This is a genomic window from Clostridium sp. CCUG 7971 (genome assembly GCF_017590215.1).
Taxonomy (GTDB): Bacteria; Bacillota; Clostridia; order Peptostreptococcales; family Peptostreptococcaceae; genus Faecalimicrobium.
Genome location: NZ_JAFFPK010000044.1, coordinates 26,218 through 37,553 on the forward strand (window position 1 = coordinate 26,218; position 11,336 = coordinate 37,553).

Sequence of the window (11,336 nt, forward strand, 5' to 3'; positions counted from 1 at the left end):
AAAAAATAGTTCTATTTTTAAATAGAACTATTTTTAATATGCAAATCTCTATATTTTTTAGGTGTAATTTTTTCAGCTTTTTTAAATACTCTTATAAAATAACCACAATCTTCAAATCCAAGGCTTATTGCTATATTATTGACCGTTTCATCTGTATTTACTAACAATTCTTTTGCTTTAGATATTTTTCTAGAATTTAAATAATTGATAAAAGTTAACCCTGTTTCCTTTTTAAATAACTTACTAAAATAGCATTGGCTTAAATTACAAATAAAAGATATTTTATCTAAAGTTATATTTTCATTTATATTATTATCAATATATTCAATAGCTTGTATTATAGGTAACTCAAATTCATTATTTTCGTTAGTTTTTAAATTAACATTATCCTCTACATTTTTTTCTTCTAATATTTTTTTCTTATTTTCTTCTCTTAGCTTATAATTATCTTCATTTAATAACATTTTAAGAAGAGCTTCTTCTACTATATAGTTACTAATGTGAAACATCATTTGTGCTATTGATCTAATCTTTTCAATACTTACAACAGGTAAGTTTTTATATTCTTTTTCTAGTTCATTTTTCAAGCAATTATCTAGTTTCTCAAAATCTTTATCTACATGTACAATTTCTTCTAGTTTAACGTTTTCAAAATTTTCAACTAAAATCTGACCTGCCATAACTGCTCCTAAATATTGATCTCTCACTATTATAGGTGCGGCAAAGTCTACTAAGCCTTTATGGCATACATATATATATGAATTTTTCATCCTTACAGATTCTAATCCACCTCTTGAATCACATTTTTCACAAAGGGATGAATATTTTTCTATTTTTCTAATCATAGAACAAAATTTAGTACAATTACTATGACTTGTTATAGGCTTTCCTTCGTAATTAACCATTATTATAGCCATACCCGTAGCTTTTGCTATATCATCTTGTATTTTTTGGAATGATTCTATGTTTATTATTTTTTCTAATGATAGCGTGCTGTTCAATATTCCACATCCCTTTTACATTTTATAGACTTTTTCTGTTTTTATTATATTGTTATGTCTAATTTTTTTCAATACTTTTCCAATACTTTGTATTTATTAAAATTAAGTTTATACTCTATTATTGTATATAAAAAGGTATAGAATTTTACATCCCTTTTTATTAGCTAATTATCTATTATTATAACATGCATTTTTCATGCATTTGTTTTTTACTATTATAAAACTCTTTATCGTATTAAAACTTATCTTTTTATAGTTATACTCTTTTATAGAGTTTTACAGTAATATTTTTATATAAGTTATCGTCTTATTTTTCTGATAATTCTTTATTTTATAACTTTTTTCTTCTCAATCACAGATTCTTTTAATTTCTCATATAAATTTAAAGAGATGGGTTAATCTCATTATAATTATATATATTTCATAAGGTTCATGCTCCTCTAAATATATGAATCAGATAATTTGTGGTGGGATTAGCTGATTCATATATCTTTTATGGTGTTTATTTTTATATTTACATATTCATTTCTTATCACTTACATTTAAATCTAATTTTTTCTTTAAAAATCTTCTTAAAATTGTCGCTTATGCTCACTTTTTATAATTTCTTTCTGATATAATAATTCTATGGAATATCATTCCATTACTATTGAAAGGTGGTGCTTTTATGTCTTTAGACTTTAATTCTTTATTTAGAGATGATACCTTAGATTCCGCTTGTCCTGAATGTAATTCTAGCATCTCATTTAAGCTTTCTGATGTTGGCAGTGTAATTGTATGCCCTAACTGTAAGGTGGAAATTAAACTTGATTCAAGTAGTGGCTTTAATGAAAGTATAGATTCCTTAGATAACTCTTTATCCGAGTTAAAAGATATATTAGCCAAATTAGATAAATAATTAGCCAATGATATTAGCTAAATCAGGAATTAAATTTAATTCTTCATCTAATTATTCTTTCAAATGTTAAATTTTATTTAATTCCTGATTTAGTAAATCTTTATCCATTAAAATCTTTACAATAAATTTATTTTTACAATGTTCTATGTATATATCCTATCTCTAATACCATATTTTAATATCTTAATATTTTCTTATTGCAAAATCATTTAAATTTGATGCTATTTAAATCAATCTTATATATTTCAAATGTAACTCATACTCTAGACTCTATTACCATTACTACTTGAATTTAAAATTCAACGTTTAATTCGTATGTATATTTTTTGTTATCTTATATTTTTTTGTAATATTTTGTAAAAAAATGTAATTTCATATTTTTTTATGTTATACTTTAAAATGTGGAGAAATACGTAAAAAGAAAGGGTGTTTTGTTATATTTTATTTAATTCTTTGTAAATTAAATACATCTAACGTACATTTTTTTAATATTGACAATTATGTAAAAAAATGTTCTATAGATGTTCATTATTATAATTTAAATAGTCTTTGGATCATCAAGTCCCCTCTTACATCAAATGAAATTTACGGTGTTCTTAAACCTCTGCTTGATAGTTCTGATTGTTTAATTGTTAGTGAGATAAAAGATAAAATTAATTCTTATTTATTTGAAAATACATTATTAAATCTGAAAAAATAAATATAAATTAGTATAAGACATATTTGACTATGCTTTATACTATTTTATATTTCCTGTACATATTCAAACTTACAATAACCATTTTGTTTCTAACTATAAAATATTATGCGTTTTAAAATTGAATATTTATATAAAAAAGCCTTATATAAATAGAATATATATTCCATTTATATAAGGCTTTTATTTAAGTTAATATTATTTACAAGCTTCTATTAAATCTTTCTCAGTTTGCTTTATTGTAAGCACTCCATTTATTTTACCAACTGCTTCTTTAGAATATGCTCTACAAGCACCTATGCAACCAGTTGAAACATTATCTTCTCCTAATTTTTCTTTTAATGTATCTACGTCTACATTTGAACAGTATGGACATACTTTTATTGAATTAGCCATGATTTTTCCTCCATATTTTCTTATGTTAATTTATTGTATTTAATATATACCCACAACTAATTTGATAAAACATATTTTATATCAAAATATTTTTATATAGTTATAATTTAAGATAAAAAATGGCTACAAGCATATAAGCTTATAGCCATTAATATTTAATTTATTTTAACATACTTAATACTTTGTCATAATCTGGTTCGCTAGTCATTTCTTCTAAGTAATCTGCATATATAACATCATTATTTTCATCAACTATAAATACTGCTCTAGCTAAAAGTCCTAACTCTTTTACATAAGCTCCATAGTTTTTTCCAAAATCTCTATCCTTATAATCTGATATTGATTGTACATTTTTTATATTTGCACCTGCACACCATCTACTTTGAGCAAATGGAAGGTCCATTGATATAGCGTAAACTTTAACTCCGTCTAGCTTAGATGCTTCTTCATTAAATCTTCTTATTTCCATATCACAAACTGGTGTATCTAATGATGGAACAGATAAAATAACTATTTTACCTTTTGTATCACTAAATTTAAAATCTTTTAAATCATTATCTACTGCTATAAAATCTGGTGCTTTATCTCCTACTTTTACTATATTTCCTTCTAATGTTAGTGGTGCTCCTTGAAATTTAACTTGCATTAATATGTACCTCCTAATATTTTTATTTAAATTTATCTTTTCACTTCTAAAATTTTTTATTCTGTTAAATATATAAATACCCATAATTTATAATTTAAACATTTTTAAATTTACACTTGTAAAACAATAAATAATTCTAAAATATAGTATATTTTTAAATTATTTATTGTTTTGCAAGTCTTATATGTTTTTTTATAATAATTTTTTATTGACATTCAATAAAATTAATTCTAAAATAAATCATATAATAATAGAAAGTTGAGGTAAATTAAAATGAAAAAAAATGCTAGTTCTAAAGTATTAAATATAATTGTAACAATAGGAATTATTCTTACTTTATTAGTACTTTTGGCTACACCATTAGCAATGACCGCATACTTTAAAAGTGCCTTTTCAATGCTAAATCAAAATTTAGTAAGGGCTATAACCATTTGTATATACATATGTGCACTACCTTATATGATAGCCTTATTTAATCTAAAGAAGCTTTGTAAACTTATTGTTAATAATAACCCTTTTTCTATAGATGCTCCTAAGTCATTAAGAACTATTTCTATATGTGCTTTTAGTGAAGTATTATTATTTAACGGATGCGTGATATTTATTACATATTATTATGATATGTATTTGTATATATTAACAATTGCTCCAATGATTATAGTTACTTTTATATCAATAGCTATAGGTCTTTTAAGTTTTGTATTATCAAAATTATTTGAAATAGCTATAAAAATTAAAGATGAGAATGATAAAACAATTTAAATAAAATTAAAAACACCTTGATAAAGTTCAAGGTATTTTTAAATGTTTACATAGTATAATTTATTTCCCATAGATTTAATAAATTTATTAAACCCATCATATGAAATACTTATTGTAGCTGTGTTTACATTTGGATGAAAATTAATTACTGACTTACCTACGATATCATTATCTACAAGTACTATTACTTCTTTATTAATATCATTTATCAATCCAAATGGTGTTACAGCCCCAGGGGTAAGACTTAAATATTTATAAAGTCTTTCTTCTGATGCAAATGATAATGAATCAATTTCTATTTGTTTTGATAAATATTTTAAATCAGCTTTTTTATTTTCATCTGAAATTACTAGATAGTGCTTATTTCCCTTTTTATTTCTTAAAAAAAGATTTTTACATTGTTGACCTGGTATTTTTATATCTAATGCTTGTGCTTCTCCAACAGTATATACTGGAATATGTTCATGTCTAGTGTATTTTATTTTAAGTGATTCCAATAAATTATATACTTGTTGTTCTTTTGTACCAATCATTTCATCCCTCCTTAAATTAAGCATACATGTATTCAATTTAGTAGTATAAATTTTATCTATTTTAAATCAATAAAATAAAAAAGTAGAGTCAAATTTAACCCTACTCTTTTATTTCTTTTTCTTTAGTTCCTAAAATACAAGCTAATGATATTGCAATTGGAATTACTATGTTTATACCAATATTAAGTTTAAAAATAAAGCTTACAATTTCTTTTATTATAAAAATAATAACTGTCAAAATAACAACATTAAAAATAAAATCTTTAACCATAAAATTCTTCCTCTTTCTTTAGAACTTTAATTATATATTTATATATTCTATTGATAGTTGAATTTACCTTTAAAAACTAATTTATAATATAAATTTATACTATATTTTTTAATATCATATGTAATATTTATCAAATTTTAAAAAAATTTAAAATTATTTAACATAAATTACTTATTTTATAATCTCTAATATATTCTATTGATTTTATTTTAAAATCCAAATAAAGCCCTTATATAAAACATTTTCCTGATTGTCTTTTACTATCTATAATATTTTATTTCTATAGATAAAAATAAATACTATTTTATTTTATTAAAATTCAACTATACATTAGTATCTTGTATACAGTTATAGACTATGATATACTTATAAAGTTATTTTAACCGAAAGGAGACATAAAGATGTCATCAAAACATAAAATTGTAAATATAGCTGTTATAGCCCATGTTGATGCTGGTAAATCAACTTTAGTTGATGCTTTCTTACATCAATCTGGAACATTTAGAGATAATGAAGTAGTAAAAGACTGTGTAATGGATAGTAACGACCTTGAAGCAGAAAGAGGTATAACAATATATTCTAAAAACTGTTCAATAAACTACAAGGATTACAAAATAAATATAGTAGATACACCAGGACATAGTGACTTCTCATCTGAAGTTGAACGTGTTATAAAAACTGTTGATACAGTTATATTATTAGTAGATGCTAGTGAAGGTCCAATGCCTCAAACTAGATTCGTTTTACAAAAATCATTAGAAGCAGGTTTAAGACCAATACTATTTATAAACAAAATAGATAAGCAAGATCAAAGAGCTGAAGAAGTTGTTGATGAAGTATTTGACTTATTCGTTGACTTAAATGCAAATGATGAACAATGTGAGTTCCCAATAATATACGGTATCGCTAAGCAAGGTATAGCTAAATTAGAAATGGATGATGAAAGTACTGATCTTTCTCCATTATTCGAAACAGTTATAAACCATGTTGAAGCTTATCCAAATTATGATGATGAGCCTTTACAACTTCAAGTATCTGCTCTTGCATATGATGATTATGTAGGTAGATTAGGTATAGGTAGAGTTTACAAAGGAACTGTAAAATCAGGTGAAACTGTTTCTATATGTAAAGAAGATGGTTCTGTAGCAAGAGGAAGAATATCTAAGCTTACAGCTTACGAAGGATTAAACCAAGTTGAAAAATCAGAAGCCTATTCTGGTGATATAGTTGTTATAGCTGGTATAACTGATATATCTATCGGTGAAACTATATGTAACACAGATAATCCATTACCAATGGAAATGATACACATAGAAGAGCCTACTCTATCTATGAACTTCTTAGTTAATGATTCTCCATTCTGTGGTAAGAGTGGTAAATTTGTAACTACTAGACATATAAAAGATAGATTAGATAAAGAATTAGAAGTTAACGTTGGTCTTAAAGTTGAGCCAATGGATACTACTGACGGATACAGAGTATCTGGACGTGGAGAGCTTCACTTATCTATACTTCTTGAAAACATGAGACGTGAAGGATACGAAATAGGAGTATCTAAGCCTCAAGTTTTACTTCATAAAGAAGAAGGAAAATTAATGGAACCTATGGAAAGAGTTATAGTTAACTGTCCAGAAGTATATTCAGGAACTGTTATAAATAAATTAAACTTAAGAAAAGCAATGATGGAAGCAATGGAAATCGAAGGAGATTATGTTAAAATAACATTTATCGCTCCTACAAGAGGACTACTTGGATACAGAAGTGAATTCATAAATGATACTCGTGGAGAAGGTACTTTAGTTAGATCATTCGAAAGATATGAAGAGCATAAAGGTGAAATACCAGGAAGAACTAACGGAGTTTTAATATCTCAAGGACCAGGAACAACTATGGCTTACGCACTTAATGCATTAAGTGATAGAGCTCAAATGTTCGTTGATCCAGGTGTTGAAGTTTACGAAGGTATGATAATCGGTATGAACTCTAGAAAAGATGATATGGTAGTTAACCCTTGTAAAAACAAGAAATTAACTAACGTTCGTGCTTCTGGTACAGATGATGCTGTTAAATTACAAGCTGCTAGAACATTCACTCTAGAAGAAGCTTTAGAATTTATAGATGATGATGAATTAGTTGAAATAACTCCAGACTCTATAAGACTTAGAAAGAAATTCTTAAACGAAAACGAAAGATTAAGATACAATAAGTCAAGACAAGGAAAATAATCATTTATATAAAAATCATTTATATAAAAAGTGTGTAGTAAATACTACACACTTTTTTAATTATGTCTAATTTATAAACCTTTATAATAAATCAAATTTAGATTCAACTGTGGATCCATTTAAGTTCTTTACATTTATTTCTAAGATTAATTTATCTGAAGAATCTATTATCTTAACTCTTTCATCTTTTGATATTAGATTTTTTACTTTTTTATTTATTTCTACTATTATTGTATCTTTATTCTTCATAGTAGGATCTGATACTACAACTGTCAATTCTCCATTATTTTCTCTTACCATAATAGAAGCTTTCTTATTTGAATGTATAAAATCTATACCTTGATTATCTTCCCATAGATTTACTGCTGTAATATTTAATTTCTTTTCTTTTACTGCATGAACTACTTCACTATTTTCTAATACTTCAATATCTGGATTTTCATTATATTTTTTAACTTCATCTTTAGATTTATTTGGTAACAATACGTATGAATAGTCTTTATTTTGTGGATTTATTCCATGATCAATCCACATAGTTAAGAAATTATTCTCTTCTACTTTATCTGTTTCTAATCCATTTATATCATTCCAATTTCCAGTTCTATGCTCTCTTAGTATGTTTATATTTGCTTTATTAGGGAAATAGTATCCAATATCTGTATTTTCTTTATTCCCTTTTATATGAGCCCATCTAGCATCTTCCTTTAGTTTTGAATTACCAATATTATTTACTGAAGTTTCTCCATCTACTGTAAAAACTTCATCTCCTTTTTCTGATAATCTCCTATTTTCTATAATAGTTTCAATATTTCTATTTTTACTGCTTGTTATACTCGAACCTAGAGCAACTATTTCATCATCAAACATAAACCAAGATTTTTTAGCTTTTAAATCCATTTTATAATTTTCATCTTTTTCTTTTGGATTAACTTTATCTAGATACATTCCTGAAGCACCATATTTACCATCAATTACACTACCACCTACCCAATCTTTCTCACTAACTACTTTTGATCCACTAGCTTCATTATATAATGATACTGTATCTACAGTAGTTCCTGGTAATCTTTTGGGGTTTACAGTAGGCCAAAATCCTTTTGAAAATTGCTCTACATCGCCATTGTACAGATATGTCATTCCATCTGCAGTATGATATCCTTTTAAATTTTCTTTATTCATAGCTTCATACATATATGTTCTATCTGAGTATTTACTTATACCATATACAAAACCAGAACTTCTATGAACTACTCTATCCATATTGGCATAATTGTAATGACCTATTAACTCTCCTCTTGGTTTTATTATATTATCATTTAATATTTCTTTAATCATAGCTCTAAATTCTAAGTCATTTGTAGTTTCAGCCATATTTTTAGAGTCATTTGACTCAATCCAATATTTTATAGACCCTTTAAGTCTATTACTTTCTTCATTAGTCGCTGCTGGAATAAAATATTTTACTATACTTTTCATGACTGACTCACCATTATTAACATCTTGCCATTTAGATCTTGATATAGATCTTCCATTAACCATATCCATAATTAAACCTTTATACATTAAAGGTTCAAAAGATTTTTCTATTACATCATATACCATATTTACTTTATCGTTTGGTATTGCCCACTGTGTTCCTTCTAATATATAGTTTAATCTACCTATCCCAGATAACAATACTGATCCATAGGTTCCTGTATATGGTATGGCTGTATGTTGTATTATTGATCCATCTTCATAAAAACCATCTCCATTAGTTACATATTTAAGTTCCGGTAATAAATCATTACTTGCTTCTTGAATTTTATCTCCATCTTTTATAAGTAAGCTTTTATATATTACAACTTGACACATATCTAATCTATTCGCGCCTACACTTTGTGTATGCGTTTCAGGCTTAAGACTCCATTGATCTCTTGCATTTGCAACATAATAAGATATTATATTTGTATATTTTTCAATAGTTTCCGTTGGTAGATAATCTCTTATTAGTACTAACGTGTCTGTTAATCTTTGAGGTATACCTATTTGCCAATCCCACCAGTTATTGTAATATCCTTTATTATATCTATTTTCCATTAACCATTCTAAACCATATTCAATGTCTTTTATTAATTGAGGATTATCTTTTAAGCTAGACCCCTCTAACAAGTATGCCTTTGCCATTTCTCTTAATCTTTCAAAACTTTTGGTTATATGATTAGAGTTTGTTGTACTATCTAAATCATTCCAAAGATAATCTTTACCTTTATCTTTATTCATATTCTTCCAATAGTTTTCACCAACATCTACTATCTTTTTAACAGCTAACATATCTTCCTTATCATCTACGGATAGTCGGTTATTTGGAACTAAAGATTTGTATATTTTAGATAATAACTCATCATATTTATCATTTTTATAATCCTTTATATTTAATTCAAATCTACCAATTTCTTCTCCTTTTATATTTTTAGCTATAATATTTGTTATTCCAGGTTTTATAGCACTAACTATTCCATCTTTTATTTTAGCTATATCTGTATTTTTTGACTCTAAAAAATATTCTTCAGTTGTATACTCTGGATATGTTTTAGCTTTTACTATATAATTTTTCCCTTCATATAGATCTATTTTTTGCTTTTCAAATTCTACTTTTTCTATTCCTACAGAATCACTCACTTTGACACTACACTGTGATTTTATATCTTCATAGTTATTAAGTTTAGCTGTAATAACTGCAGTTCCAGGTTTTATACCTTTGAATATTCCATCTTTTATCTCTACAACACTTGTATCACTACTTTCCCATATAATAGGTTCTTTATTAGCTTCTATTGGATCTATATTATAATTTAGTCTTCCTGTATGTCCCGTCGCAATTTTTAACTTATCCCTATCTAAATTTATACTATTTGGTTTAGGTGTAATCTCTTTAAGTTTAAAATCATCTATTACTATGTTTCCAGAAGTTCCTCCATGTAACCCTGAATCAAATACTACAACTAGCCTTAATCTTTGAGCTTCTGACTTAGCTTCTATAGTAGTACTATAATTAGTCCAATCATTTGTTCCAGATATATTAGCTAAGTTTGTAGTTTCAATAGTTTTATTGGATATATCTAATTGTTCTGCTTTAATTAATATAGGACTATGATTTCCGTGATTACAGTTATCTTTAACTAAATTTTCACTTTTCGACCAAAGACTTATTTCATATTTTTTACCAGCTTCTATTTTAGGAGATGTTGATGTTACTGTCTTAAAAAATCCAATTGATTTATTTAAATTTATTTTAACTGCATTTTTACCATTTTTAGAGTCATTCGTTATTTCCCCCATCATTGTAGCCGGAAATGAGCTGTATGATGATATCTCCCAATTTCTAGGTTTTACATTATTTCTCCATAAATCTTTATCTAAACTAGTAGACTTAAATACATCTTCAAAGTCTCCATTCATATCTATATAGCTATCTCTAGATATATTCATATTATTAATCAAGCTTTTATTTTTCTGAAAATTTCCTTCTGCGTTAATCTTTATTGGTACTAATGTTACAAAGTTATTTGCTATTAATATTGCTGCTACACTTTTGTATATGCCTCTTTCTACTCTACTTTTATTCATATTTCCCTCCCTTTAATAATCCCATTCTCAGCAATCGTTTTCCCAGCTTGCAAATTATAAAAATAATAATTATATTAATATGTAATCATTTTTTTGGAACATTGTTCCATTTTAGGTTTATTTTATTCTATTTATACATTAAAAGTCAACTAAAATATCTATGTAATCAATCATATTTTATTAGTACATAATCGAAAACATATAGATTGCCAAATTATGATATATAAAAAATAACCTATAAAATATACGATTTTTACAGCACTATATTTTATAGGTTATAGTTTATACTTTTTCTATT

Annotated in this window: 9 protein-coding genes; 2 read left to right on the plus strand and 7 right to left on the minus strand. The window is 25.7% G+C overall.

What is annotated here, in order from left to right; all coding sequences use genetic code 11:
* Positions 1–17: 17 nt before the first annotated feature.
* From JWF52_RS06405 to tpx, 4 genes are all read right to left on the minus strand, one after another.
* Positions 18–1,001: a PocR ligand-binding domain-containing protein gene (locus tag JWF52_RS06405; RefSeq protein ID WP_208332640.1), complete on the minus strand. Its 984-nt coding sequence runs from the start codon at positions 999–1,001 to the stop codon at positions 18–20.
* A 591-nt stretch (positions 1,002–1,592) separates the two neighbouring features.
* Positions 1,593–1,886, minus strand: a complete 294-nt coding sequence (locus JWF52_RS06410) for a hypothetical protein (protein ID WP_208332642.1) — start codon at positions 1,884–1,886, stop codon at positions 1,593–1,595.
* Positions 1,887–2,794: 908 nt separating this feature from the next.
* Positions 2,795–2,992 carry a DUF1450 domain-containing protein gene (locus JWF52_RS06415; protein WP_208332644.1) on the minus strand — a complete coding sequence of 66 codons (198 nt, stop codon included), beginning with the start codon at positions 2,990–2,992 and terminating at the stop codon, positions 2,795–2,797.
* A 160-nt stretch (positions 2,993–3,152) separates the two neighbouring features.
* Positions 3,153–3,638 carry a thiol peroxidase gene (tpx, locus tag JWF52_RS06420; protein WP_208332646.1) on the minus strand — a complete coding sequence of 162 codons (486 nt, stop codon included), beginning with the start codon at positions 3,636–3,638 and terminating at the stop codon, positions 3,153–3,155.
* 273 nt (positions 3,639–3,911) lie between these two features.
* Here tpx and JWF52_RS06425 point away from each other — a divergent pair, with 273 nt between their 5' ends.
* On the plus strand, positions 3,912–4,400 hold the full coding sequence (locus tag JWF52_RS06425; RefSeq protein ID WP_208332648.1) for a DUF2975 domain-containing protein: 489 nt from the start codon (positions 3,912–3,914) through the stop codon (positions 4,398–4,400).
* A gap of 38 nt (positions 4,401–4,438) precedes the next feature.
* On the opposite strand, the gene JWF52_RS06430 is transcribed toward JWF52_RS06425, so the two are convergent.
* Together JWF52_RS06430 and JWF52_RS06435 are read right to left on the minus strand one after the other, a co-directional pair.
* Complete coding sequence (locus JWF52_RS06430; RefSeq protein WP_208332651.1) at positions 4,439–4,933, minus strand: prolyl-tRNA synthetase associated domain-containing protein; 495 nt, start codon at positions 4,931–4,933, stop codon at positions 4,439–4,441.
* A 100-nt stretch (positions 4,934–5,033) separates the two neighbouring features.
* A complete protein-coding gene (locus tag JWF52_RS06435) occupies positions 5,034–5,204 on the minus strand; it encodes a hypothetical protein (protein ID WP_208332652.1) in 171 nt (56 codons plus the stop codon).
* Positions 5,205–5,605: 401 nt separating this feature from the next.
* On the opposite strand from JWF52_RS06435, the gene typA reads away from it, so the two are divergent.
* Entirely contained in the window at positions 5,606–7,429 is a 1,824-nt protein-coding gene (gene typA / locus JWF52_RS06440; RefSeq protein WP_208332669.1) for a translational GTPase TypA, read from the plus strand.
* An 81-nt stretch (positions 7,430–7,510) separates the two neighbouring features.
* On the opposite strand, the gene JWF52_RS06445 is transcribed toward typA, so the two are convergent.
* Positions 7,511–11,038 carry a polysaccharide lyase 8 family protein gene (locus JWF52_RS06445; RefSeq protein ID WP_208332670.1) on the minus strand — a complete coding sequence of 1,176 codons (3,528 nt, stop codon included), beginning with the start codon at positions 11,036–11,038 and terminating at the stop codon, positions 7,511–7,513.
* Positions 11,039–11,336 lie beyond the last annotated feature (298 nt).

Bases quoted from the DNA above. Each gene is read 5' to 3' on its own strand.
- JWF52_RS06430 (WP_208332651.1), bottom strand. From the start codon at position 4,933: ATGATTGGTACAAAAGAACAACAAGTATATAATTTATTGGAATCACTT.
- JWF52_RS06445 (WP_208332670.1), bottom strand. From the start codon at position 11,038: ATGAATAAAAGTAGAGTAGAAAGAGGCATATACAAAAGTGTAGCAGCA.
- tpx (WP_208332646.1), bottom strand. From the start codon at position 3,638: ATGCAAGTTAAATTTCAAGGAGCACCACTAACATTAGAAGGAAATATA.
- JWF52_RS06435 (WP_208332652.1), bottom strand. From the start codon at position 5,204: ATGGTTAAAGATTTTATTTTTAATGTTGTTATTTTGACAGTTATTATT.
- typA (WP_208332669.1), top strand. From the start codon at position 5,606: ATGTCATCAAAACATAAAATTGTAAATATAGCTGTTATAGCCCATGTT.
- JWF52_RS06425 (WP_208332648.1), top strand. From the start codon at position 3,912: ATGAAAAAAAATGCTAGTTCTAAAGTATTAAATATAATTGTAACAATA.
- JWF52_RS06415 (WP_208332644.1), bottom strand. From the start codon at position 2,992: ATGGCTAATTCAATAAAAGTATGTCCATACTGTTCAAATGTAGACGTA.